Origin of the sequence: Mesorhizobium japonicum MAFF 303099 (genome assembly GCF_000009625.1) — a bacterium.
Taxonomy (GTDB): Bacteria; Pseudomonadota; Alphaproteobacteria; order Rhizobiales; family Rhizobiaceae; genus Mesorhizobium; species Mesorhizobium japonicum.
Genome location: NC_002678.2, coordinates 2,972,557 through 2,995,095 on the forward strand (window position 1 = coordinate 2,972,557; position 22,539 = coordinate 2,995,095).

The following is a 22,539-nucleotide window of genomic DNA, read 5'->3' on the forward strand; positions in this document are numbered from 1 at the left end:
TCGTTTGTCGGCACGGCGAGACATCATATCTAGGCAAGATATCTGGTCGCGGCAAATGACAAAGCCAACCGGCAGCGGGGACTGCCCCTTTATCCCCCCGCTGCCTATCGATGAAGCGCCTGCGCCTCTTAGTGCTTGAGCACGTCAGCCCATTCCGCGTGGCGGCGGAACTGGGCGTTGGCGAACGGGCACAGCGGGATGATCTTCTTGCCCGCCGCGCGCGCATCCTCGACGGCGCGGGTGACGAGCCGAAGCCCGGCGCCCTGGCCGCGAAAAGCGTCCGGCACTTCGGTGTGGTCGATGATGATCTGGTGTTCACCGATCTTGGTGAAGGTCATCTCGGCCTCGGCGCCGCCGGGGCCACGCAGCACATAGCGCCCTTTGGAGCCGCGGTCTTCCAGTTCGATTTCAGGCAGTTGGTCGGGCATGTCTAAACTCCTTGAGCGACACCGGCAAAGAGCCGCCGCGCCGCTTCGATTTCATTTGGCCGCACCTCGTGCCCGCCTTCGTGCCACTCCACTGTGACATCGGCGCCGTCGGCACGCAAATAGGCCTCGAGCCGCGTCGTCAGGTTCGGCGGGCAGATCGGATCGCGCTTGCCGGCGGTCAGCAGCATGTGACGGCCGGTGAGGCTGCCCTGAACCTGCGGTTCGAACGGGATCAGCGGATGCATCAGCACCGTGGCGTCGAACAGCTTTGGCTCGGCGAACACCACGGACGCCAATATGTTGGCGCCGTTGGAATAGCCGAGGCCAAGCACCGCCGAGGGCTTCGCTGCCTCGACATGCGCCTTGACGAAGGCCGCCATCTTGCTCGTCCCCCGCGCCAGGTCGTCCATGTCGTAGACGCCCTCGCCGGTGCGACGAAAGAAGCGCGCCGCGCCATATTCGGACACATCGCCGCGCGGCGAGATGATGGTGGCCTGGGGCACGAGATCGCGCCCCGGCGACAGAAGCTGGCTCTCGTCACCGCCGGTGCCGTGAAAGACGAAAAGCATGGGGCCGCCCGGCGAACCGGGCAGCACCTTGTTGATGTAAGAGTCCTTGCTCATGACCTCAGCCTTCCAGCTTCTGCAGATGCTGTTCGAGATAGGGCCGCAAATGCTGATGCTGCGTCGGCAGCTTCAGCGCTTCGCCCAGATGCGCAGTGTCCTCATCGCGGTCGAAGCCCGGCTCGTTGGTTGCGACTTCGAACAGAACGCCGCCCGGCGTGCGGAAATAGATCGCCCAGAAATAATCGCGGTCGATCACCGGCGTCACGCCGTAGCCCGTGTCCATCAACGCCTTGCGCACTTCGAGCTGCTTGGCGCGGTTCTCGACGGCGAAAGCGACGTGATGCACCGAGCCGGCGCCGAGATCGGCGAAGGCCGCGGTCGGCAGCGATTCAATATCGACGACATCGGCGCCGTTGCCGTTCTTCACGGCAAGCCGTCTGACATTGCCTGATTTGTCGACTTCCTCGTAGCCCATGAACTTCAACAGCTCCTCGGTGGCGCCGCCATCCTTCAGCCTGAGCGAAACCGAGTGAAAGCCGCGGATCGCCTCATCGGTCGCAATGCCGCCTTTGGCCCACGGCGCTCTGCTATCGGCCTTGTCCTCGACAAGCGCGAAACCGTCGCCATCGGGGCCGGCGAATCTGAGCCGCTTCTCACCAAAACTCTCCTCGTGGGAAACACCGCTCACGCCTTCGTCGGCGAAGCGCTTTTCCCAATAGGCGAGCGTGCCTTCCGGGACAGAGTAGACTGTGGTGCCGACTTCGCCGACGCCGGGGCGGCCCTTGCCGATGTTGGGAAACGGGAAATAGGTCATCACCGAACCGGGCGTGCCAACCTCGTCGCCATAATAAAGATGGTAGACGTCGGGCGCGTCGAAATTGACCGTCTTCTTGACCCGGCGCAGGCCGAGCTTGTGGGTGAAGAAATCATTGTTCTGCCGGGCATCCCTCGCCATCGAGGTGACGTGATGGAGACCCTTGATCTGGTCGAGCATTGTCTTGCTCCTTCATTGTTGTTTGTGCGGCCCTCGCCGCTGTCCACGCCAATATGAGGACGCGGCCGCTTGCGGCAAAGGCGGCAAACACAGAATGGACTGTGCTGTAAAAGTGAACAATAAAAAGAGCCTTGTTCACCGAACGACTACCACGGGCGGTCTTGCGCCCTTGCTGGAAATCGGTTCCATGAATGGCATTCGACCATGCAGCGAAAGGTATCGCGAGTGACAGGAAAAGCCAGACGCCCGAACGTTCTCCTGATCACCTGCGACCAGTGGCGCGGTGATTGCCTGTCGGCTGCCGGCCATCCCGTGGTGAAGACGCCGAATGCCGACGCGCTGGCCGCCGAGGGCGTGCTGTTCAAGCAGCATTATGGCGGCGCGGCCCCTTGCTCGCCGGCACGTGCCTGCCTCTATACCGGCCTCTACCAGATGAACAACCGCGTCTGCCGCAACGGCTCACCGCTGGACGCCCGTCATGGCAACATCGCGCAGCACGCACGCAGCATCGGCTACGATCCGACGCTGTTCGGCTACACTGACGTGGCGCTCGACCCGCGCCTGCTGACCTCGGGTGATCCAAGGCTGAAAACCTATGAAGGCGTGCTGCCGGGGTTCACGGTACGCCAGCTGCTGCCGGAGCATCAGAAGCAGTGGCTCTCCTGGCTGAAGCAGCAGGGCGTCGACGCCAGCGCCGGATCTCCAGGCATCCACCGTCCCGTAGGCGATGAAGACGATGACAGCGTGACCGAGGCGCCGCCGATCTATTCGAAAGACCATACGCCGGCGGCTTTCCTTGCCGGTGAGTTCATCCGCTGGCTCGGCGAGCAGGAGCAGGCCGCCCCCTGGTTCGCGCATCTGTCCTTCATCAGTCCGCACCCGCCTTTCATCGTGCCAGAGCCCTACAACACGCTATACGATCCGGCCGACGGCCCCGCCTTTTACCGCGCCGACAGCTGGCGGGCCGAAGCGCAGAGCCATCCCTATCTCGCCTATGATCTCAGCCAGCGGAATCGCGCGAATTTCCGCCCCGGCGCCGCAGGCAAGGTGCATGACTGGAGCGAGGATGATTTCCGCCGCATCCGGGCGATCTATTACGGCATGATCTCGGAGGTCGATGCACAGCTTGGCCTGATATGGCAGGCGCTCAAGCTTTCAGGCACATGGGACGACACCATCGTTGTTCTCACCTCGGACCACGCCGAGATGATGGGCGACCATTTCATGCTGGGCAAGGGCGGCTACTTCGACGGCAGCTACCATATCCCGCTGATCATTCGTGACCCGCGGCATCGCAAGGCGGCCGGCAGCGCGGTCGATCGTTTCACCGAGGCGGTGGATATCTTGCCCACGCTCATAGACCTGCTTGGCGAGCCGCCCGAGCCGCATCTCGACGGATGCTCGCTGAAACCATTCCTGAGCGGCGGAAGCCCCGCCGCCTGGCGCGACGCCGCACACTGGGAGTTTGATTTCCGCTCGATCGCGGACGGCGAAGCCGAAGCGCATTTCGGCATTGGCTCGCGCCAGTGCAACCTGGCTGTCATCCGCACCAAAAAATTCAAATACGTGCATTTTGGCGGCGGTTTGCCGCCTCTGCTTTTCAACGTCGAGGCAGACCCTGGCGAACTGACCAACCTCGCCACCAGCCCTGCGCATCTGTCCACCCGTCTGCAATTCGCCGAGCGGCTTCTCGCCTGGCGGGCCGAACATCTCGACCAGTCGCTGGCGCTGGCGGAGCTGACGGAAAATGGCGTGGTGGGACATGTCAGCAAGGGAATAGGCAGTAGGGAATAGGGCTTGCCTACTGCCTACTGCCTACTGCCTACTGCCTACTGCCTACTGCCTTACTTCACAATCATCCGCTGCTGGTCGCGCTTCTCGGCATAGCTGCCCTTGTCATAGGCAGGCTGCGCCTCGAGCTGTTCCTTGGTGAAAGTGGTATAGAGATACTTCTTGCCGTTCTTGTCGGTCATGAACTTCAGATTATCCAGGCCGACCGCCACCTCCTTCGTGCCGATGCCAAGGAAGCCGCCGACATTGACGATCACCGCATCCGTCTTCTTGTCGGGCGTCAGCACGACATCGCCGATCTCTCCGACCTTGGCGTCATTGGCGCCGTAGACAGTGGTGCCCTTCAGATCGCTGGCCTTGATCTCGCCGACCGGCATCGCGGTCAGCGTCGACTTGTCGATGGCAGCGGTCTGCGTCTGGTCAGGAGCGGTCGTGGCCGCCGGTGCTTCGGCCGTCTTGCCCGTGGGGGCGGTGGCAGGAGCCGTGGTCGCGGCCGGAGCTGTTGCCGCCGGCGCATTCGATGCCGTCGTTGCCGGCGCTGGATCATAGGCCTTGCGGTTGAAATCCGGCTGCGCCTGCAGCGCTTCCTTGGTGGTCTGAGCCACCAGCCAGCGGTCACCGTTCTTCTCCGCCCACTGCGCCTTGTTGAAATCATAGGTGACATTCTTGGCGCCGAGGCCAAGGAAGCCGCCTACGCCGATCACTAGGGATTCGGCCTTGCCTTCCTTGGACAGCACGATGTCGTTGACGCTGCCAATATTCTGCGCATCATCGCCCGTGCCGTTGTAGACGGTTTTGCCAATGATGTTGGTGGCTAGGTTGCCGTCGGCGCGCTTCACCGGTTCGGCCGGGGCGGCTGCGGGAGCCTGTGCGGTATCCGTTGCCGCAGGCGTTTTCGGTGCTGCCGCGTCGGTCGAAGTGGCAGGAGCCGGCGCAGACCCATAGGGCTTGCTGTCGAACTCCGGATGCGCCTTCAGTTCATCCTTGGTCGTCTGGGCAACCAGCCAGCGGTCGCCGTTTTTCTCGGCCCATTGCAGCTTGTCGTAGTCGAAGGCGACGTTCTTTGTGCCAACGCCGAGGAAACCGCCGACGCCGATGACGACAGATTTGGCCATGCCGTCCTTGTCGAAGACGACATCGCTGACCTTGCCGATGTTCTCGGCATCATCGCCGGTGCCGTTATAGACGGATTCGCCGATGATGTTGGTGACGATGTTGCCTTCAGCGCGCGGCACCGGAACGGCCGCGGCCGGCTCCTGGACGGACGGTGCGGTGGCAGGTGCGGGGGTCGTCGTGCTCTGCGCGAAGGCGCCCGTCGAGATCAACGTTGCGAGTGCGGTCGTGGCTAAAAGGGTGCGTATCATGGTAGTCTCTCCTGGTGCGTGATTTCGTGCACGCCGCGCCCGCTTGAACCGTCGCTGGGAAGATCGGGCGCGGCATCTCCACGGGTTCACAACGTCGTGACCATGCTGTTGTTCCGACAAAATTGGCGTGGATTTCGCGCCGGAAAAACACGCAGCAGTTGCGCGGGCGGCTGTGAACACGCGCTGAATCGCACCGTTTCCAACGGAACCTTTCCGGCATCGCCACGTTTCAGCCTGCGGCTGGGTTCGTCCCGGCCCTTTTGGGCTGACCTAACGGAGCGGGGCATGAAATTTGCTGCGGTGCTGAACCGGGATGGCGGCACCTTGCGCACCACCGACCTCGCCGCCTTTTCCGACAGGATGCGCCAGACGCTGGAGGCGGCAGGCCATTCCTTGAGCATTGACGTGGTTGCCGGCAAGGACGTTGTGGAAACCCTCGACAACGCTGCCTCGCGCCGCGCCGTCGATGTCGTGCTGGCGGGTGGCGGCGACGGAACCATTTCGGCGGCGGCCGCGAGGCTGATGGGCAAGAAAAAGGCGCTTGCCATCCTGCCGGCCGGCACCATGAACCTGTTCGCGCGTGGCCTGGGCATTCCGCAGTCGCTCGACGCCGCGCTGAAATCCTTCGCCGACGGTGAGATCATCGCCGTCGACATGGCCACCGCCAACGGCCGGCCCTTCATCCACCAGTTCTCGATCGGCATGCACGCCAAGATGGTGCAGTTGCGCCAGGGAATGGAATTCGGCTCGCGGCTGGGCAAGATCGGTGCTTCGGCCAAGGCGGCATGGGCGACAATCAACAACCCGCCGGCGATGAACGTCACGCTCGCTGTCGGCAAGGCCGAGATGACGGCGCGCATCTCAGGCATCGGCGTCACCAACAATCTGTTCGGCGAAGGCCATCTGCCCTATGCGGACAACCCTTCGGGTGGGGTGCTCGGCATCTATGTCACGGTGGCGCAGCAGCGCGCCGAACTGGTGAAATTCTTCTTCGACGTGGCGCGCGGCAGATGGCGCGACAATGAACATGTCGAAATCCATCAGGCCGACCGCACCGTCCTGAAAATCCATTCCGGCAGCAGAAAGTTCCGCGCCGTCATGGATGGCGAATTGGTCAGGCTCGAGCGGGAGACGACGATCGAAATCCGGCCCGGCGCGCTGAATGTCCTGGTGCCGGCCAGCATCGCCGCGGCTAAGGCCGCCTGATGCGATCTCCAACGATGACGGCCGAAAATCTAGCCGCTCGGCGCACTTCCTTGCTGCGTCGCCGGTGTCTTGGCCACCTCGCCATAGATTTCAGCGATGCCCCAGGCCGCAACGGCCAGAAGCAGCGCGGCGATCAGGATGCGCAAGCCATGCCAGCCCCATCGGCCCTGCCGCGCTTTGTCCTCGGGAATGATCTTGATCATGGCCGGTCCTTGTTTCGTTTTGCGCCTGTCGGCGCACTCGGCAAATCACGGTCGGGTAACGGTTCCTCGTTAGGATGGTTCCGGGAGGCCAGCTTGTCACGGGCCGGTGCATCGGCAAGACGGCGAAGACCGGCATGGGCATTTGGGGATTTGGGTGGATAGCAAGGCGGAAATAGGGGCGAGCCTGCCGGCCGAGGTAGCGCTCGCGGTCAATGCTGAAGACCGGCTGGCCGTGCTGCACGGGCTGGAGATGCTGGATACGGCGGCCGACCCGGATTTCGACCGCATCACCAGCCTTGCCGCGGCCGTGATGCAGGCGCCCACCGCCCTCGTCACGCTCGTCGACATCGAGCGGCAATGGTTCAAGTCGTGCTTTGGTCTCGACGAGACCGAAACCGCGACCGGCATCTCCTTCTGCGCCCACGCCATCGCCGCCGGCGACGAGCCCATGGTGGTGACGGACGCAACGACGGACCCGCGCTTCAGAACCAACCCGCTGGTCACCGGCAAGCATCATGTGCGCTTCTATGCCGGCGCGCCGATGGTGGTGGCAGGCGCCAGGATCGGCACGCTGTGCGTGCTCGACCGCAAACCGCATGCCTATCCCTCCGGCGCCAAGCTCGATCAGTTGAAGACGCTGGCCGGCCTCGCCGCCAGCTTGTTCACCTTGAAGGACGCGACCCGCAGCGGCGCCATTGCCGAGGCAGCGCTGGCGCGCGAAGAAAAACGGCGCGCCATCGCGCTCGACGCGGCATCGCTCGCCAGTTGGGCATGGGACATCCGCACCGACATGATCGAGTGCGATGTCCGGCTGTCGGAACTGTTCAACCTGCCGCGCTCGACCCGGCTGCGGGCGCGCGACATCCTGACCGCCATCGACCCCCGCGACGTCTACCAGACCGAAACCCGCTTTCGCGACGCCCTGTCCGGCAGCGACGACTATTTCGGCGAGTACCGGGTGAAGGACTTTCATCCGCCGCGCTGGGTGGCCACGCGCGGCCGCGTCATCGAGCGCAACGGCGACGGCAAGCCGACGCTGATCTTCGGCGTCAACTATGACATCTCCGAACGCAAGCTCGGCGACGAGCGGCAGCGGCTTCTGCTGCGCGAGCTCAACCACCGCGTCAAGAACACGCTGGCGACCGTGCAGGCGCTGGCGACGCAGACCGTGCGCCATGCCCGCCAGCCCAGCGAATTCCTCGAAGCTTTCAGCGCCCGGCTTCAGGCGCTCGGCATCGCCCACAACCTTTTGTCCGACCGCGAGTGGCGCGGCATCGGCATCCGCGAACTCGTCCAGATCGAGATCAGGCCCTTTGACACCGCCGACCAGCCGCGCATCACAATCTCCGGCGCCGATCTCTTGCTGTCGCCCGACCAGGCCGTCGGCCTCGGCCTCATCCTGCACGAACTGGCCAGCAACGCGCTGCAACATGGATCGCTGTCGATTGCATCGGGCAAGGTCGATCTCGACTGGAAGACGCAAGGCAGGAAGGGCCATCGCCGCCTGGTGGTGACCTGGCGCGAAAGCGGCGGCCCCGAAGTCGCCCCGCCGGAGCGCCACGGCTTCGGCTCGATCCTCATCCGCCGCAGCCTGGCCAAGGTCATTTCAAGCCAAGTGACCCATGAATTCCGCAGGGAAGGCGTGTTCGCCGAAATAGCGATGCCGCTGGAAGATCTGTCCAAGTGACGGATCTCTGATTCCAGGCCGGACGCCGGCGTTATTTCCCCTCCCCGGGATCGTCGGGCTTCACATTCTCCCGGTAGATGGCATAGGCGGCGAGCGCTATAGCCGGGCCCAAAATGACCCCGAGGCCGCCTTTTCCCTTGAGCAATGCCGGCAGCACGGCGAGTGCGGCCGTGATGCCGATCGCCTTCATGTCGGCACTGCGCCGCCTTGCCTCGCGGCGGGTACGGGCACCCGACATCAAACGATGGACCAGAAGAACGAGGCCGGCGATCACCAGAAAGCCGACACCGAAGCCAAGCGCCACGGCGAACGATCCATAGCGGGCGGCGGCCCAGATATAGGCTGCCCCGACCAGAAAGCCGAGACCGCACAAGGCCGCCAAAGCGGCAAGCGCATAGACGATGGCCGCCGTACGTGCGCGACGTATGGCGGCCACGGTTTCACCCGAAGCGAAACCCGAGAGCAGGGATGCCAACAGTCCCATTGGGTGGAACTAGCGCCGCGCGAGCAGCGCGAAGAGGAAGCCGACGCCGGCGGCGATCGCCAGCGATGTCACCGGCTTTTCGCGGACATTTGCCAGCAACTGCGCCTCGATGTCCTTGGCACTGCCGCGCAGGCTGTCAAACGCAGCTTCGCCCTGTGCGCGCAATTGCTCGACGCCCTCGGTGGCCGCGCGGCGGGCAGTGCCATAACCATGCTCACCAGTCTTGGCCAGCTGCTTGGTGAGCTTGTCGATGTCGGCCTTCAACTGCCTGATGTCGGCCTCGAGGTCCGAATTCGCCCGCGCCTCGTTGGCGGTCTTTCCTGTGGCGGTTGCCATTGCTTAACTCCTTGTGATTGCTCGATTTCAAACGCGCCTTGCGTCTCAAGGTTCCGGCATCGGGATAAACTAGCCGAAAACATGCGCATACGCACCAATCGCCAATCCATGGCCAGAAGCGCGTCTCAGATCAGGGGGCGACGCCCCTCGCCCAGCCCTTCCCAGCCGGCGAGTTGCTTGAGCCTTTCCGCATCGACCACCTCGCAACCACCATCGCGCCAGAGGATCAGCTTGCGATCCATCAATTTGCGGATCGTCTTGTTGGTATGAACCAGCGAAAGGCCAAGCGTGTCGGCGATATGTTGTTGCGTGACCGGAATCTGAATGGATTGCTTGCCGTTCAGCCCAACGACCTTGGCACGGCTGCCGATGAAGGCAATCAGATAGGCGGCGCGCTCGATCGCGCTGCGCCGGCCGACACTGAGCAGGTTCTCGTCCAGCATGCGTTCTTCGCGCGATGCGATCCAGGTGATGTCGTAGGCGAGGCCTGGATGGTTGCGGTAGAGTTCATGCAAATTGTCGCGCTCGAAGACGCAAAGCAGCATTGGCGACAGGGCCTCGACGGAATGCTGCATTTCCCCCATGACGCTCCCTTGCAGGCCGATGAGATCGCCGGGCATGAGGTAGTTGAGTATTTGTCGGCGGCCGTCCGGCAACAGCTTGTAGCGGAACGCCCAGCCGGACAGCACCGTGTAGAGATGGGCGCTGTGGCTTCCCTCCACGAGAACCGTGGCGCCCTTGTCGACCGCCAGTTCGCCCTTCTTGAAGGTGCTGATGAAGGCCAGTTCCTGTTTCTCAAACTCGCGGAAGACCGGCAATGGCCGCAAGGGACAATTCTCGCAAGGATACTGTCGGCTGGATAAAGCGCGCCCGTTCTGGCCTGGCATTCCAACCCCTCTTCGAAAGCCTGCCGGTCAGCAGGTATGTCGAAAACGTTTTGCCGGGATCGGAGTTCCGGGGTAGAGGCATGTCTTTTTTAAATGACAGCGCGCCGAATTGCGATCATGACTCCCGGCGTTTCAAGGAGCGATTGCCCGTGCCCCATTTGCTTGACGGATTGCGAATTCTTGTCCTGGAGGACGAATTCCTCATCGCCATGGATGTCGAGCAGCTGTGCCGCGACCACGGGGCCGGCGAGGTGGTTGTTGCACGCGACCTGGCCGAGATCGACGGCCGAAAGGTCGCAACGCAATTCGACGCAGCCATCGTCGATCTGATGCTGGGCGGCACCTCGACGCTCGAATTCGCCGCCGGCCTGCGTGAGACAGGCGTGCCTTTCGTGTTTGCTTCCGGCTATTCCGATCCGGACGAGATCAAGGCATCCTTTCCGGGGGTGAGGCTGGTCACCAAACCCTATTCAGGCGAAGATCTCGTTGAAGCGGTGGCGCTGGCCTATGGGCGCGGCTTTCCAGGCTGAGGTCGATCCGGGTTCCGGTACCACGTCAATGCGCCGCAGTCCCCGTGACCTGGGCAGAGATCGCATCGGGACCATATTCGTCCTCGCCGGAAATCTTGAGAATCTCCTGCAGACGTGTGCGCGCCCTGCTGACGCGGCTCTTGATCGTTCCGACCGCGCAACCGCAGATTTCAGCGGCCTCCTCATAGGAAAAGCCCGATGCGCCGATGAGAATGATGGCCTCGCGCTGGTCTTCCGGCAACTGCTCGAGAGCACCACGAAAATCCTTGAGATCGAGTTGGCCATGCTGGGCCGGATGCACCGCGAGCCTGGCCGTCATGATGCCGTCGCTGTCCTGCACTTCGCGGCCGCGTTTGCGCATCTGCGAATAGAATTCATTGCGCAGGATGGTGAAAAGCCATGCCTTGAGGTTGGTGCCGGGCTGGAAGCTCTCATGCTTGTCCCAGGCCTTGACCAGCGTTTCCTGAACGAGGTCGTCGGCCTTGTCGGCATTCTGCGTCAGCGACACGGCAAAGGCCCGCAGGCTCGGGATTGCCCCAAGCAGATCGGTCTTGAAGCCTTGGGAGACCGCTGCCATGCCTCAGTCCTTCTTCTGTGCGGGTTCGGCCTGTTCCAGCTGGCTGAGCAGCTGGGCAAAGCGATCCGGCACATCGTCGGAGACCAGCTCGTCATAATATTGTTTGAGTTTGCGCCCGATTTCGGAGTTGGGCCCGAGCGGGTCACCGACACCGTTCCGGCGCCTGCCCTCGGCGCCAGCCAAAATATCTTTCGTCATGTCCTTCATTTCGCCCTTATATTCCCAGCATCAGGCCGCTCATACTCAACTCAACACAAGGCAAGCGGCACCCTCGTCTGGTTGCCCAACCCGACACCAAACGCCGTTCCCGACTTTTTGTTCCATATCGGCCGGAACTTTTTGAGAAAATACGCGTTGTATTAGCGGGGCTTGCAATCAGCTTGACCTGCAACGCGTCATACTGAGGGAGACGTCTTATCATGAGTTTATCCGCCACCATCGCACCGCACCTGCCGTTCCTGCGCCGCTTCTCGCGCGCCGTCTCGGGATCGCAAGAGAGCGGCGACGCGCTGGTCGCTGCGATGCTTGAGGCCATCATCGCCGATGTCGACATCTTCCCCGACGCATCGAGCGACCGTATCGCCCTTTACAAGGTCTTCGCCAAACTTTTCACGTCCGTCGCCATCCGCGTGCCGCAGGAGCAGGCCCAATCGGCGTGGGAACAGCGTGCCGCCGCCAATCTCAATGCCATCGCGCCCCTTCCGCGCCAGGCCTTCCTGCTGGTTGCCGTCGAAGGTTTCAGCGAAGACGAGGCGGCCGAGATCCTCGACGTCGGCGACCAGCAATTCTCCGAGCTGCTTGCCCAGGCAAGCAACGAGATTTCCCGGCAGGTGGCGACCGATGTGCTCATCATCGAGGACGAACCGCTGATCGCCATGGACATAGAGGAGATGGTCGAGAGCCTCGGTCATCGTGTCGTTGGAACGGCGCGCACGCATGCCGAAGCGGTGACGATGTTCGGCAAGACACGACCGAAGATGGTTCTGGCCGACATCCAGCTCGCCGACGGCAGTTCGGGCATCGAGGCGGTCAACGAGATCCTGTCGTCAACCTCTGTGCCGGTGATCTTCATCACTGCTTTTCCCGAACGCCTTCTGACTGGCGAGCGCCCCGAACCGGCCTTCCTGGTGACCAAGCCGTTCAATCCCGACATGGTCAAGGCACTAATCAGCCAGGCGCTGTTCTTCGACCGTCAGGCGAAGGCCGCCGCATAGGGGCGCGACCTTTCCAGCCGGGAAAGCAAACCAAAGGCCGCCCGATGCGATGTGTCGGGCGGCCTTTTTGGCAACCGGACCCATCAGTCGCGAATTTGAAGCGCTTTACCTCGAGCAGTTCACCGCTTCAAGTAAACGCCGAGCTGGCCTAAGTTGTTGTTTTGACGCAATTCCCAAGGGAAAGCGCTACGCGCTTTCCTGGAAAACCGCTCACACTTTTCCTGGAATTGCTCTAACGATTTGCAAGCATCGCCTTTTTCGGCAAAGGGTGGAACAAACCGCACCCACCCACGTTTTCCCTGCAGCATTCGGAAGGAGATGAACCATGCTTTACTGGGCGCTCGTATTTCTCGTCGTGGCGATCATCGCCGGCGCGCTTGGTTTCGGCGGCATCGCCGGTACATCCGCCGGCATAGCGCAGATATTGTTCTTCATCTTTCTCGCCTTCCTGGTCATTTCGCTCCTGGCCGGCCTGTTCAGACGGGCGTGAGGGCGAACGCTTCTTCGAGCGAACACTGGAAGCCGCACCCCTCAAACGGTTTCCAGCCACCGCCGGGCGGTATCCTTCAAAGGGAGACCGTCCGGCGGACCGTTTTAGGGGCAGGTCCCCGGAAATTTCATTTGGGAACCCATTTCAAAGTGAGCCGTTCAGCCTGAATTGGGTGGACCGATCAATCGATGCGTTCCAGGACTGCAGATAAGACGGAAGGCGCACGGAGCGACGAAGTCATCGCCCTGCATCCGGCCGAAAGTGGCATGCAGCTTGGCCGGGCTCTTCTCCACGCGCTGCACAATGCCGGCATTTCCGTCCTCTATCAGGATCGCGAGATGAAAACCGTCTGGGCCCGCAACATGCGCGCGCCCTGGATTTCGGACAACTCCGACGGCAATGGCATCCTGCCGATGGCGCAGGCCGACCGCATCAGCACCGCCAAGCGCGATGTGGTCGCCACCGGCAATCCGGAGCGCCTTGAGATCAGTGTTCCGGTCGAAAACGGCGTCCGCTGGTTTCAGGTTTGGGTCGATGCCGACCGGGGCGACGCCGGCGACGTGCAAGGTGTCGTCACCACCATGGTCGAGACGACCGAGCAGAAGCGGCGCGAACAGACCCTGACGACGCTGTTGCGCGAGGTCAGCCACCGCTCGAAGAATTTGCTGGCGATCATCCAGAGCATCGCGACGCAGACCGGTCGCTATTCCGACGGCATCGGCGACTTCCTCACGCGCTTTCGCGGCCGACTGCAGTCGCTCTCCTCCTCCCAGGATCTGGTGACATCCTCCAACTGGAGAGGTGCGGCCCTTCATGAACTGGTGACGAGCCAGGTCGGCCGCTATGGGACGAACACATCGCACAGCCTTCGCCTCCGGGGCGCCAACCCTTATCTCAATCCCAATGCTGCGCTGCATATCGGCCTGGCGATGCATGAGCTTGCCGTCAACTCGGTCAGCTATGGCGCCCTGTCCCGGCAGGATGGATTCGTCGAAGTGACCGCCAATCTCAACATCATCGCCCCTGGCGAGGTTGCGCTGTCGCTGACATGGGCCGAAGCCATAGGAACCAATGACGGCCGGGGGGGTCAAAAGCGTTTCGGCAGCGTCGCGCTGGAGCGGGTGGTGCCGGCATCCCTGAGCGGAACCGCAAGCCTCGACATCGCGGACGGCCGCCTTGAATACCGTCTTGTCGTCCCGCACAGCAATTTCGAGACGCAGTGAGCGGTCGCCGGCTGCAATCAACGATCCTTAACCGGCTGTTCACCATACGAGCGGATGCTGTTTTACCCAGATGCCGCTGCGATCCACTGGGTTGCGGCACGGTGTGGGAGGAATGCTTGACGGTCATCGACATGAACAGACTGGAACAGGCCGCCCGTGTTTCGGTGGGCGACTTCCACGATCCCGAAGCATCCGCAGAACCGCTTGCCTCGCCGCATCACACATTGCCGTGGGGCATCGTCCTGGCGGCGGCCTCGACAATTCTCCTCATCGCCCTGTTCAATCTGACCTGACCGAACATTCCCTGCCGACAACAGTGCGCGCTGTTAACCGCTTGCAGCGCCGGCATTATTCGCATGTCCCCCCGACCGCTCCGGAACTTTTGGCCGATATGGGCCGTTGTTGTGGCGAGAGGACATGTCGCCATGGAACACATCGCTGCATTGTTGCTTGTCATCGGCTGCAGCAACTCGATGACCGATTGTCGTGAACTGCAGGTGCCGGTGAGCATTTTCGAAACCGCCGACGAATGCACCGCCGAACGCCCTTTCGCCATGGGCGACGTGCAGGGGCAGGCGCAGCATATCGTCGCCAAATGTCTCGCTGTCGATCCCGCACTCGAGGATGATTATGACCAGGTCGTCTGGAACGTGCGTCCCGACGGCAGCCTCGACGCCTCTCTTGCCATTTCCAGCCTCGTCATGGCATCGAATGCGATGCGCCCAGAAAAAGACTATCTTAGCCAAGAATAAATTCGAGCAGCAAAGGCCGTCATTTCATGCTAAATGGCTGCTGGAGCTTACCAAAGTGTGGACACAAAGTGAGGAGTGACTCTATGCGGAAGATGATTATTGCCATGGCTGCGGTGGCCGCTCTCAGCGGCTGCACCACGACCGAGCAGGACGTTGTTGGCGGCGGCTTGATTGGCGCCGGCGTCGGCGGTCTGGTCGGCGGCGGCAAGGGCGCGCTGATCGGTGCGGCTGTCGGTGCCGGTTCCGGCCTGCTGGTGCGCAACCTGCGCAACGGCTATTGCCAGTATCGCGATCATCGCGGCCGGATCTACACGGCGCGCTGCAACTGATTCGGCGATAGTCGAAACTTCGATCCGGAGGCCGGTCCGCCGGCCTCCGGATTTTGCACGTATGGGCGTGCCATTGCTGTCCGCCTGACTGTTCGCCGTCAGCCTGTCAGCGGAATTCTGATTTCCACCTTCAGACCATCGGCCTGATAGTCGCGCTTGATCGTGCCGCGCAATTCGCGCGTGACGTTGAGGTCGATCAGCTTGGTGCCGAATCCGGTCTCGGCCGGCGCCTCGACTTTTTTCTTCCCGGCCTCCCGCCAGTTCAGCGCCAGCGTCCGCTCCCGCCCGCGCCCTTCCACCGACCATTCGACCTTGAGCGCCCAGTCGCTTCTGAGCGAATTGGCGGAATTGCCGGCTTCACCATATTTCAGCGCATTGGTCGCAAGCTCATGGAAGGTCAGGCCGAGCGCCTGCGTCGTGGTCTCGTCGAGCAGCACCTCCGGTCCCGACAACAGCCCCTCGGGCAGGTCCTTGCCGAACACCTGGCCAAGCTCGATGCGCAGGAGGTCGGCGAGATCGGCCTTCTGCCAGCGCGAGCGCGTCAGCATGTCCTGGGAGGCGGCCATCGCCTGCAGCCTGGCCGAAAAGGACGCCGAAAACTCGTTGACGTCCGTCGCCCGCGACGCCGTCTGCCGCGCGATCGCCAGAACCCGGGTGATCGAATTCTTGATGCGATGCTTCATCTCCTGCAGCATCAAGTCCTTTTCGAGCAGGCTCTTTTCGGTTGTCTCGTGCAGGCGCGATGCCGCCTCATAGGCACGCTCCTGATAGCGCGCCACCAGTGCGATGGCGCCCGCCGCGAGCAGGCCGAACAGCCCTAGCATCACCGGGATGGCGCGCGACGACGGCTGCGAGAAGGCGCTGGTCGGCCGGAACAGCACCGTCCACGGACGGCCGGCCACCGTGATCTTGCGGGTGACGAGCAGCCGATCGCCAAAGGCGGAGGCCGGCGGCGTCTCCGACCGGAACAAGAGATTGTCGCTGTTCACCTCGCCGTCATAGATCTCGGTGTTGACCGGCAGCAGCGGCGCGCGGCTGAGCGCGATCTGGAACAGGTCGCGAGCCCGGAAGGCCGCATAGAGAAAGCCCGCGGTCGAGGATCGCGATGCGTTGATGACCTCGGGCGCGGTTTCGACATTGAGCCGCACGACGACCAGGAAGCCGGGGAAGGTCTGTGTCGCGCCGGTGCCCTGGCCGAGCTGCACCAGCCCGCTCGCGTGCTGCTGGTCGTCGGCCATCGCCTTTTCGATTGCCGCGCGCCGCATCGGTTCGCTGAACATGTCGTAGCCGATGCTGGCCTGGTTGGACGGATCCAGCGGCTCGAAGAGCATGATGGGCGCGCGCCAGGGCTGCGTGGTTTCCGGATAGATCGGGTGGCTGACGCCAAAATTGTGGAGGATGTCGCGTTCGAGCGCTGCCTCGTCACCTGTCTTGACCAGCCCGAGGAAACCGATGCCGCGCAGGCCGGCGAAATTGTTGTCGACATCCAGCGCGTTGAAGAACGCCTTGAACTCGGTCTGCGAGATATCGCCATTGCGGGCGTCGAACAGGGCCTGTGTGGATCGCAGCAGCGACAGATGCAGGTCGATACGGCTCTCGATCCGGTTGAGGGCGTCGTCGGCCGCAGCTTCGAACTTGATGCGGGAGGCTTCCTGCGTCGCGAAATAGGCGAACCCTGCCATGGTCATGCTGATCAGCGCTACTGCGATGAACGCGACGATTGGAAAAAGTTTCTTCAACGGATGATGCGGCCCATGAGCAATACCGGACCTTTATGCGCAAGTCGTCAGGCCAACACAATGGCAAGGCCAAGCCATCGCGATCACTGGCATATCACGTGAGCGGCAACCGGCCATGCCGATCAAGCCCATACCGGGCCGCCGGCAGGCCTCAGGCGGCGATCTTCAACGCGCCCGGCCCGGGAATGGCGCCCGGAGGACATTTGCCCAGAATGATCATGCCGAGCACCTCGTCCTGGGTGACATCGGTGGTGCGCGCGGTGCCGACGACCTGGCCGTTCTTCATCACGCAGACCCGGTCGGCAAGTTCGAACACATCGTGGATGTCGTGGCTGATCAGGAAGATGCCGATGCCATCGGATTTCAGCTGCTTGACCAGTTCGCCGACCTGCGCCGTCTCCTGCGGACCAAGGGCTGCCGTCGGCTCGTCCATGATCAGGATGCGGGCGTTGAACAGGATCGCGCGTGCGATCGCCACCGACTGCCGCTGGCCGCCCGATAGCTTGATCACCGGCTCCTTGAACCGCTGGAAGCGCGGATTGAGCCGGCCCATCACCTTGCGGGCCTCGGCCTCCATGGCAACATCGTCGAGCGTGCCCCAGCCGGTCATCAGCTCGCGGCCGAGGAACAGATTGGCGGCGGCGTCGACATTGTCGGCCAAGGCGAGCGTCTGGTAGATGGTCTCGATGCCGTATTTCTTGGCGTCGCGCGGGTTGGAGATCGAAGCCTCCTCGCCATTGACAAAGATCTGTCCGGCATCGCGCTTGTAGGCACCGGACAGGATCTTGATCAGCGTCGATTTGCCGGCGCCATTGTGGCCGAGCAGCGCCACGACCTCGCCAGGGAAAAGATCGATCGAGGCATCGTCGACGGCGCGGATGCCCCCAAAGGCGATCGAGATGTTGCGCATGTCGATCAGCGGCGTGCCAGAGGGCGCAGTTGTGGGGGCAGTTGCGGGAGCGATTTTGTCGGACATGATCATTTCTCCCCTAAACCCGCTTGCGATAGACGGTGTCGAGCCACACCGCGATGACCAGCACGGCGCCGACGACGATGCTCTGCAGCGGCGAGTCGATGCCGAGCAGCACCATGCCCGACTGCAATGACTGCATCAGAAGCGCGCCCAGCATGGCGCCCATCACCGTGCCGGCGCCGCCGGCGAGCGACGTGCCGCCGATGACGGCGGCGGCGATGACCAGAAGCTCGTCCAGCGTGCCCAGCGCATTGGTCGATGCGTTGAGCCGGGCCGAAGAGATCGCCGCGCTGATCGCGGCCAGCACGCCCATGATCATGAAAACCTTCATGGTCACCCAGCGGGTGTTGATACCGGCAAGTTCGGCCGCCTCCGGATTGCCGCCAATGGCGAAAACATAGCGGCCGAAACGCGTGCGCTTGGTGATGAACGTCATGATAATGCCCACGGCCACCGCCATCAGCACCGGTATGGCAATGCCATGCGCGATGTACAGCCCGCCTTCGGGAACGGTAATGCCGTTCTGCTGGGCATACTGGCGCACGATGCCGATCGGCCATGGATAGGAATTGGCGATCCAGACGGCGCCAAGGATAGCGGCGCAGGCAACCCCGCCAAGCAAAATCTCGGCCCAAACCGGGCGCAGTGGAAAGTGGAACCGTTTGCGCTGTGACCGGCCGTTGAGCAGCGCGAAGGCGACAGCCGCGCAAGCGACGATTCCGACGATCCAGCTGGCGGTGGCGCCGATCGAGCCGCGTGGTCCGCCGCCCATCAGTTGGAAGGTTGTGTCGAGCGGCGCGACCGTGCGGCCGCTGGTGATCAGCCATGCCATGCCGCGCCAGACCAGCAGGCCGCCCAGCGTCACGATGAAGGCCGGAACCTCCATATAGGCGATGATGAAGCCCTGGAATGCGCCGATCAGGAGGCCAAGCACCACGCCGGCCGCCAGCGCGATGATCCAGAGCCAGGGATTTCCAAGCTGGAAACCGACGACGCGGATGAGGAATTCAGCCTGCGCCACGCCCATGATCATGCCGATCACGCCTTCGACGGATCCGACCGAGAGGTCGATGTTGCGCATGACGATGACCAGCACCATGCCGGTCGCCATGATCGCGACCGACGAGGTCTGCACCGACAGGTTCCACAGATTGCGCGGCGTCAGGAAAAGCCCGCCCGACAGGATATGGATGCCGACCCAGATGACCAGCAGCGCGCCGACCATGCCGAGCATGCGCGTATCGAGCTCGGTAGCCTTGAGGAACCGCCCGACGGCGCTGAGTTCGGATGCACGCGCCCTGTCCGCCGCAGTGCTGCCGACCGGTTGATTAGAGGTCGTGTCGGTCATGCTATCCTCCCACCGGTTTACCGTCTGGCGCGGGTACCGAACATGGATGCTATTTGCTTTCCGCGGTCATTTGAAGCGGGAAGCCCCTTGAGAAACGCCGCGGCTTTTGGGCCGCGGCGTCGATATCGAACGGTATTGCGCCGTTTACTTGCAGGCTGCGACGCTGCCGGCGGCGACACCCGCGCAGACTTCGTCCTTCTTGATCCAACCGGCGTCGATGACGACGTTGAGATTGTCCTTGGTGATGGCGACCGGGGTCAGGAACAGCGACTTGACGGTGTTGCCGCCAGGCGTCGTGAAGTCCTTTACACCGGCGATGTCAGCCATCTTCTTGCCGTCGGCCAGCTGCGAGGCGATCTCGGCGGCGTTCTTGCCGAGTTCGCGCGCGTCCTTCCACACCGACACGGTCTGGGTGCCGAGCGCGATGCGGTTCAGCGCGGCATGGTCGCCGTCCTGACCCGAGACCGGCACGGTGCCGGCAAGACCCTGCGCCGTCAGCGCCGCGACGACGCCGCCGGCGGTGCCGTCATTGGCAGCGACGACCGCGTCGACCTTGTTGTCGTTGGCGGTCAGGAACTGCTCCATGTTCTTCTGGGCGTTGGCGGGCAGCCAGCCGTCCGTATAGGCCTCGCCGACATTCTTGATCTTGCCGCTGTCGATGGCAGCCTTGAGCACTTCCATCGAGCCCGCGAACAGGAAGTCGGCATTCGGATCGGCGCCCGAGCCCTTGATGAAGACATAGTTGCCTTCCGGCTTGGCCTTGAACACCGCGCTGGCCTGCAAGCGGCCGACTTCCTTGTTGTCGAAGGTCAGGTAGAAGACGTCCTTGTTCTCGATCAGGCGGTCATAGCCGACGACCGGAATGCCTTCGTCCAGCGCCTTCTGCACGGCCGGGCCGATGGCCGAGGCATCCTGCGCCAGGATGATCAGCGAATTGGCGCCCTGCGAGATCAGGCTCTCGACATCGGTAAGCTGCTTGCCAGGATTGGACTGCGCGTCGGCGGAAATGTACTTGTCGCCGGCGGCCTCGATGGCCTTCTTCATGGCGGCCTCGTCGGTCTTCCAGCGCTCTTCCTGGAAGTTGGACCACGAAACGCCGATGACCTTGTCCTTCGCCTGCGCGACCGACGCCAGCGTCAGCGACATGGCGACACCCGCCAGGATGGCGGCTGTGAATCTCTTCATGATATTCCTCCCTGCGCCGCGTATGGCGCGACCAAACTGGCCCGAAGGCCGGCACAGAGGCTCTATTTTTTCGAGCCTCGAAAAAACACTGATCCAACACCGGAACGCTGTCAACAACGATTCTGAGGGATTTTGATGTCCTTATGAATTTTTTTCGAGCCTCGGAATAAATAAATGACAGGACGGGCCGCTTCTGCCAGTATTTGATCGTGTCGCCGGCAGCGTTCGAGGGAGGACCGGAAGAACCGCGGCGACGGGGAGGATGTGAGAAACATGTCGGTCGGAATCCGCCACGACGATCTGCGCCGGCGCAACCGCGCCATGGTGATTGCCGCCGTGCGCCGGGCCGGTCGGCCCTCGCGCACCGAGATCGCCGCGACCACCGGCCTCAGCCACTCGACCATATCGGCGATTTCCTCCGACCTGATCGGCGAAGGCATACTGGCCGAGGGAAAGCCGAGCGAGGCCGGCGCGCTGAAACGCGGCAGGCCGCAGGTCGGTCTCGGCCTTAACCCGGAGGCCGCGGCAGTGATGACCGTGGTGCTGTCGCTGAACTTCCTCTCCGTCGCCGTCATCGATTATGCCGGCCAGGTGATATCGGAAGAACAGCGCCGGCTGGATACGCTGACCATGTCGCGCGAGGCGCTGATCGGCGAGTGCGTGGCCATCGTAAGGCGGCGTCTCGAGGATCCCGACATCGACGTGCGCAGCGTCGCCCGCATCGCGCTGGCGATCCAGGGCATCACCGACACCGAGGCCCGGGCGATGCTGTGGTCGCCGATCACGCCGCAGACCGATATCGCCTTCGCCGACATACTCGAAGCCGAGTTCGGCATCCCCGCAACCATGGAAAACGACTGCAACATGATGGCCGTGGCGCTGCGCTGGCGCGATCCCGAGCGCTACCGCGACGACTTCATCGCCATCCTTTTGTCGCACGGCATCGGCATGGGGCTGGTGCTGAAGGGCGAGCTGTTCACCGGCACCCATTCCTCGGGCGGCGAGTTCGGCCACATGATCCATCGGCCGGGCGGCGCGCTCTGCCGCTGCGGGCGGCGCGGCTGCGTCGAGGCCTATGCCGGCAATTATGCCATCTGGCGCAACGCCAGGCAGCTCAGCGAGGACACCGAGCCGGTGGCCGATGTCAGCGACGCGCAGATGCGGGCGCTGGCCGCGACGGCGCGCGAACGCGACGGACCCGAGCGCGAAGCCTACCGCAAGGCCGGCGAGGCATTGGGCTACGGCCTCGGCAGCCTGTTTGCGCTGATCGATCCAGCACCCGTTGCCATGGTCGGCGTCAGCGCCGCCGCCTTCGACCTGATCGAGCCGGCATTGCGCGAGGCGATCGCCCAGACCGCCGGTGGCCAGCACTCGGAATCGATCTCCTTCGACACCGAACCGAACGAACTGCCGCTGATCCGCGAAGGTTGCGCCATGCGCGCGCTGACCTTTGTCGACCAGGAGATTTTCGCGCCGGGCGTGCAAACGAAAGCAGGCCTTGCCGCGAAGAAAAACGTCGCCTGATTCAGGTCGTGCTCAATCCTCGCGGATCGCGTAGCCCGCCCCACGAATGGTTCTGATAACATCCGGCATGCGGCCATTGTTGACCGCCTTGCGCAGGCGGCCGACATGCACGTCCACGGTGCGCTCGTCGATGTAGATCGTCTCGCCCCAGACATTGTCGAGCAGCTGGCTGCGCGAGAACACGCGGCCGGGATGACGCATCATGAATTCGAGCAGGCGGAATTCAGTCGGCCCGAGCCGGATCTCGCTCTTTTTGCGATAGACCCGGTGTGATTCACGGTCGAGCACGATGTCGCCGACCTTGAGCACGCTGGACAGCACTTCCGGCTTGGCGCGGCGTAGCAGCGCCTTCACGCGAGCCATGAATTCCGGCGTCGAAAACGGCTTGACCAGATAGTCGTCGGCGCCGGTGGAGAGCCCACGCACACGGTCGCTTTCCTCGCCCCGCGCGGTCAGCATGATGATCGGCAGCCGCTCGGTCTCGGGCCGCATCCGCAGGCGCCGGCAGAGTTCGATGCCGGACACCGCCGGCACCATCCAGTCGAGCACCAGGAGATCGGGCACGTTCTCCTGCAGGCGGATTTCGGCTTCGTCGCCGCGTGTCACCACCTCGACCTGGTAACCCTCCGATTCCAGATTGTAGCGGAGGAGCACGCCGAGCGGCTCCTCGTCCTCCACCACCATGATGCGTGGTGCGATCATCGATTGG

General features: G+C 63.0%; 26 protein-coding genes. 11 read left to right on the top strand and 15 right to left on the bottom strand.

Annotation, left to right across the window (positions count from 1 at the left end; translation table 11 throughout):
• Positions 1-128 precede the first annotated feature (128 nt).
• From MAFF_RS15520 to MAFF_RS15530, 3 genes are read right to left on the bottom strand one after another with little or no spacing between them, the layout of a single operon-like run.
• Entirely contained in the window at positions 129-428 is a 300-nt protein-coding gene (locus MAFF_RS15520; protein WP_010911871.1) for a GNAT family N-acetyltransferase, read from the bottom strand.
• A 2-nt stretch (positions 429-430) separates the two neighbouring features.
• Positions 431-1,051 (bottom strand): alpha/beta hydrolase, encoded by a 621-nt coding sequence (locus MAFF_RS15525; RefSeq protein ID WP_010911872.1) that lies wholly within the window; start codon positions 1,049-1,051, stop codon positions 431-433.
• 4 nt (positions 1,052-1,055) lie between these two features.
• Complete coding sequence (locus MAFF_RS15530) at positions 1,056-1,988, bottom strand: VOC family protein (RefSeq protein WP_010911873.1); 933 nt, start codon at positions 1,986-1,988, stop codon at positions 1,056-1,058.
• A 225-nt stretch (positions 1,989-2,213) separates the two neighbouring features.
• On the opposite strand from MAFF_RS15530, the gene MAFF_RS15535 reads away from it, so the two are divergent.
• Positions 2,214-3,782 carry an alkaline phosphatase family protein gene (locus MAFF_RS15535; protein ID WP_010911874.1) on the top strand — a complete coding sequence of 523 codons (1,569 nt, stop codon included), beginning with the start codon at positions 2,214-2,216 and terminating at the stop codon, positions 3,780-3,782.
• A 50-nt stretch (positions 3,783-3,832) separates the two neighbouring features.
• Here MAFF_RS15535 and MAFF_RS15540 read toward each other — a convergent pair whose 3' ends face one another.
• The gene (locus tag MAFF_RS15540) at positions 3,833-5,143 is read right to left on the bottom strand and encodes a PRC-barrel domain-containing protein (RefSeq protein ID WP_010911875.1); all 1,311 of its coding nucleotides are present in this window, start codon (positions 5,141-5,143) and stop codon (positions 3,833-3,835) included.
• A gap of 285 nt (positions 5,144-5,428) precedes the next feature.
• Here MAFF_RS15540 and MAFF_RS15545 point away from each other — a divergent pair, with 285 nt between their 5' ends.
• The gene (locus MAFF_RS15545; RefSeq protein WP_032931956.1) at positions 5,429-6,349 is read left to right on the top strand and encodes a diacylglycerol/lipid kinase family protein; all 921 of its coding nucleotides are present in this window, start codon (positions 5,429-5,431) and stop codon (positions 6,347-6,349) included.
• A 29-nt stretch (positions 6,350-6,378) separates the two neighbouring features.
• Here MAFF_RS15545 and MAFF_RS40030 read toward each other — a convergent pair whose 3' ends face one another.
• Positions 6,379-6,552: a hypothetical protein gene (locus tag MAFF_RS40030; protein WP_010911877.1), complete on the bottom strand. Its 174-nt coding sequence runs from the start codon at positions 6,550-6,552 to the stop codon at positions 6,379-6,381.
• Between the two features lie 154 nt (positions 6,553-6,706).
• On the opposite strand from MAFF_RS40030, the gene MAFF_RS15550 reads away from it, so the two are divergent.
• Positions 6,707-8,239, top strand: coding sequence for a sensor histidine kinase (locus tag MAFF_RS15550; RefSeq protein WP_010911878.1), 1,533 nt, complete (start codon positions 6,707-6,709; stop codon positions 8,237-8,239).
• A gap of 31 nt (positions 8,240-8,270) precedes the next feature.
• On the opposite strand, the gene MAFF_RS15555 is transcribed toward MAFF_RS15550, so the two are convergent.
• The 3 genes from MAFF_RS15555 to MAFF_RS15565 form a co-directional block, all read right to left on the bottom strand.
• Positions 8,271-8,723, bottom strand: coding sequence for a hypothetical protein (locus MAFF_RS15555; protein ID WP_010911879.1), 453 nt, complete (start codon positions 8,721-8,723; stop codon positions 8,271-8,273).
• Positions 8,724-8,732: 9 nt separating this feature from the next.
• On the bottom strand, positions 8,733-9,059 hold the full coding sequence (locus MAFF_RS15560) for a DUF883 family protein (protein ID WP_010911880.1): 327 nt from the start codon (positions 9,057-9,059) through the stop codon (positions 8,733-8,735).
• 125 nt (positions 9,060-9,184) lie between these two features.
• A complete protein-coding gene (locus tag MAFF_RS15565) occupies positions 9,185-9,946 on the bottom strand; it encodes a Crp/Fnr family transcriptional regulator (protein ID WP_010911881.1) in 762 nt (253 codons plus the stop codon).
• A gap of 149 nt (positions 9,947-10,095) precedes the next feature.
• On the opposite strand from MAFF_RS15565, the gene MAFF_RS36635 reads away from it, so the two are divergent.
• Positions 10,096-10,476 (top strand): response regulator, encoded by a 381-nt coding sequence (locus MAFF_RS36635; protein WP_244420796.1) that lies wholly within the window; start codon positions 10,096-10,098, stop codon positions 10,474-10,476.
• A gap of 25 nt (positions 10,477-10,501) precedes the next feature.
• Here MAFF_RS36635 and MAFF_RS15575 read toward each other — a convergent pair whose 3' ends face one another.
• Positions 10,502-11,053 (bottom strand): RNA polymerase sigma factor, encoded by a 552-nt coding sequence (locus tag MAFF_RS15575; RefSeq protein WP_010911883.1) that lies wholly within the window; start codon positions 11,051-11,053, stop codon positions 10,502-10,504.
• Positions 11,054-11,056: 3 nt separating this feature from the next.
• Positions 11,057-11,260: a NepR family anti-sigma factor gene (locus tag MAFF_RS15580; RefSeq protein ID WP_010911884.1), complete on the bottom strand. Its 204-nt coding sequence runs from the start codon at positions 11,258-11,260 to the stop codon at positions 11,057-11,059.
• A 212-nt stretch (positions 11,261-11,472) separates the two neighbouring features.
• On the opposite strand from MAFF_RS15580, the gene MAFF_RS15585 reads away from it, so the two are divergent.
• From MAFF_RS15585 to MAFF_RS15605, 6 genes are all read left to right on the top strand, one after another.
• Positions 11,473-12,267: a response regulator gene (locus MAFF_RS15585; RefSeq protein ID WP_010911885.1), complete on the top strand. Its 795-nt coding sequence runs from the start codon at positions 11,473-11,475 to the stop codon at positions 12,265-12,267.
• 325 nt (positions 12,268-12,592) lie between these two features.
• On the top strand, positions 12,593-12,757 hold the full coding sequence (locus tag MAFF_RS37095) for a DUF1328 domain-containing protein (RefSeq protein ID WP_010911886.1): 165 nt from the start codon (positions 12,593-12,595) through the stop codon (positions 12,755-12,757).
• Positions 12,758-12,945: 188 nt separating this feature from the next.
• Complete coding sequence (locus tag MAFF_RS15595) at positions 12,946-13,980, top strand: sensor histidine kinase (RefSeq protein WP_010911887.1); 1,035 nt, start codon at positions 12,946-12,948, stop codon at positions 13,978-13,980.
• A gap of 116 nt (positions 13,981-14,096) precedes the next feature.
• Positions 14,097-14,273 (top strand): hypothetical protein, encoded by a 177-nt coding sequence (locus tag MAFF_RS37725; RefSeq protein WP_155766993.1) that lies wholly within the window; start codon positions 14,097-14,099, stop codon positions 14,271-14,273.
• 132 nt (positions 14,274-14,405) lie between these two features.
• Positions 14,406-14,732, top strand: coding sequence for a hypothetical protein (locus tag MAFF_RS15600; protein ID WP_044548371.1), 327 nt, complete (start codon positions 14,406-14,408; stop codon positions 14,730-14,732).
• A gap of 83 nt (positions 14,733-14,815) precedes the next feature.
• Positions 14,816-15,061, top strand: coding sequence for a hypothetical protein (locus MAFF_RS15605; RefSeq protein ID WP_010911890.1), 246 nt, complete (start codon positions 14,816-14,818; stop codon positions 15,059-15,061).
• 98 nt (positions 15,062-15,159) lie between these two features.
• On the opposite strand, the gene MAFF_RS15610 is transcribed toward MAFF_RS15605, so the two are convergent.
• From MAFF_RS15610 to xylF, 4 genes are all read right to left on the bottom strand, one after another.
• Positions 15,160-16,800, bottom strand: a complete 1,641-nt coding sequence (locus MAFF_RS15610; protein ID WP_010911891.1) for a CHASE domain-containing protein — start codon at positions 16,798-16,800, stop codon at positions 15,160-15,162.
• 151 nt (positions 16,801-16,951) lie between these two features.
• Positions 16,952-17,776, bottom strand: coding sequence for an ATP-binding cassette domain-containing protein (locus tag MAFF_RS15615; protein WP_010911892.1), 825 nt, complete (start codon positions 17,774-17,776; stop codon positions 16,952-16,954).
• Between the two features lie 13 nt (positions 17,777-17,789).
• Positions 17,790-19,121 carry a sugar ABC transporter permease gene (locus tag MAFF_RS15620; protein WP_010911893.1) on the bottom strand — a complete coding sequence of 444 codons (1,332 nt, stop codon included), beginning with the start codon at positions 19,119-19,121 and terminating at the stop codon, positions 17,790-17,792.
• Between the two features lie 144 nt (positions 19,122-19,265).
• Positions 19,266-20,306, bottom strand: coding sequence for a D-xylose ABC transporter substrate-binding protein (gene xylF / locus MAFF_RS15625; protein ID WP_010911894.1), 1,041 nt, complete (start codon positions 20,304-20,306; stop codon positions 19,266-19,268).
• Positions 20,307-20,579: 273 nt separating this feature from the next.
• On the opposite strand from xylF, the gene MAFF_RS15630 reads away from it, so the two are divergent.
• A complete protein-coding gene (locus tag MAFF_RS15630) occupies positions 20,580-21,830 on the top strand; it encodes an ROK family protein (protein ID WP_010911895.1) in 1,251 nt (416 codons plus the stop codon).
• A 12-nt stretch (positions 21,831-21,842) separates the two neighbouring features.
• Here MAFF_RS15630 and phoB read toward each other — a convergent pair whose 3' ends face one another.
• The gene (gene phoB, locus MAFF_RS15635) at positions 21,843-22,532 is read right to left on the bottom strand and encodes a phosphate regulon transcriptional regulator PhoB (RefSeq protein WP_010911896.1); all 690 of its coding nucleotides are present in this window, start codon (positions 22,530-22,532) and stop codon (positions 21,843-21,845) included.
• Between the last annotated feature and the right edge of the window lie 7 nt (positions 22,533-22,539).